General features: G+C 56.6%; 1 protein-coding gene. It reads right to left on the bottom strand.

The features are described 5' to 3' along the window. On the bottom strand, positions 1 to 1415 hold a 1415-nt coding region (locus G6023_RS15325), incomplete at its 3' end, for an SGNH/GDSL hydrolase family protein (RefSeq protein ID WP_182636346.1). Positions 1416 to 1594: the final 179 nt, after the last annotated feature.

The raw sequence follows: 1594 nt of genomic DNA, 5'->3' as shown, positions 1-1594 counted from the left end.
GCAGCAGTCACACCGGCCCGTGAATCAGCGGGGTTAGTGGGAGCACCGTCGCACGTCTCGAACGGGAGAATAATCTCCATACTCTGGAAGCTAGACGCTGCCACTGCCTCCACGAACTCCGGCGGCTGAGCTGCGAGATAGCTTTCCGGATCGTTGACGATCCAGTCCGCGATGTCATCCGTGCTCGATTGAGAGAAATTAGATCGGGCAAGTCCAGCAACCGCTGAGTTCGTGCCCTCGATAGTCTCGCGCACTACCCTGGCATAGGCGTCTGAACCGGACTGGTTCGGATGGAAACTTGCAGAGCTAACCAGTTTCGGGGCGAGCAGTTTGTTCAGGACAACTCCCTCGACCCATGGGTCGTTACTTCCGACACCGTGACCGTCGAACTCGTCACGAACGTCCGCGACGAAGAACCCGACCTCATTCGCACGTTTTGCGATAATGCGGGCGAGGATATCCGAATTGTAATTGAGGAATCCCGCCTCGTCCTGATCGATCTTTCGATGAAGGAACGAATACCCGTCTGGATCGAGTAGGCGGGGATAGGTCGAAACCACCACCATTGCCCTAGGTGCTCTGTTTCGGATCTCGTCATAGAGACCGACGTAGTTCAGGGAAAGAAGTGCTAGCTTTGTATGCGACCAGTCAATAAGGTCAAAGTCGGTTCCAGGCAAGTCGGCCAACTGGCAATCCACTTCGTGCATGCATGTGTCGATCACTGGGCCGAACGCAGCGTCATTCCCTCCGATCGAGAGCGTGATGAGGCTGGTCCTGTTTGACTTTAGGCCTTGAACCTGTGGCTCATTGTATAGATCGACGGGCCCCCCTGAGAGTTTTGAACCACTCGGGGACACTGCCTCCTTCCGATGCTGGGAGTTCGCAATGAGGTCGACAATCCTCGCTCCGGTACATGCACGAAAGTCGAGGTCGCTGAACGCCTTCTGGCGCTCCGCGGTTTTTGCGACCCATCCATTCTCGGCTCTATGGCATGCGTAATCGAGGGTAATCTCTCCGCTGTCGACCCCGGGGATGCCACTGTCTCCGCCCCAGAAATGGAACCTTTCCGCGGCGTCTTGATCCAAGTAGGGCCTGACCCCCTCTCCGGAAGCGAACGAGTCACCAAGTGCCACGTAGATATTATCTGCGGAGTCCACATTGAACTCCCATGACTCTTCATGTGGGGGAGAGCCGTCGTTCCTGTTGACGCGGATAGTGGCAATCTTGTTGCCGAGAGAATTCACTTGAACCGGGGCACTCCAGTTCCCGATTGGGTCGATCGTCGCTAGGAAATCGCGTCCGTCGACAGTGACCGTGAGCCTCTCGACCGTTGACGGTTTAGACGAGGTGACCTCATCGACCAGACCAGCGATGTCCTCAACGTTCGTGCACTGCTCATCGGACGCCTCCGCCATTCTGGCCAGTTGCGTGTTCGTGCAGCCCCCGGCTCCCGTGCCAACTGCGAACGTACGAAAACGAACTTTGTCTTTGTGCTGCTCAATATACGACAACGTGGAGGGTGAGGCAGATGCTTGGCCGTCCGAAAAGAAGAAAACGGGCTCTTCGCATCTGAGCGTGGGGTCAGGTCCGTAGC

The sequence above is a fragment of the Dietzia sp. DQ11-71 genome (assembly GCF_014144995.1).
GTDB classification, from domain to species: domain Bacteria; phylum Actinomycetota; class Actinomycetes; order Mycobacteriales; family Mycobacteriaceae; genus Dietzia; species Dietzia kunjamensis.
The sequence above is the reverse complement of the archived record's forward strand: the minus strand, read 5'-3'. Positions and strand labels throughout refer to the sequence as shown.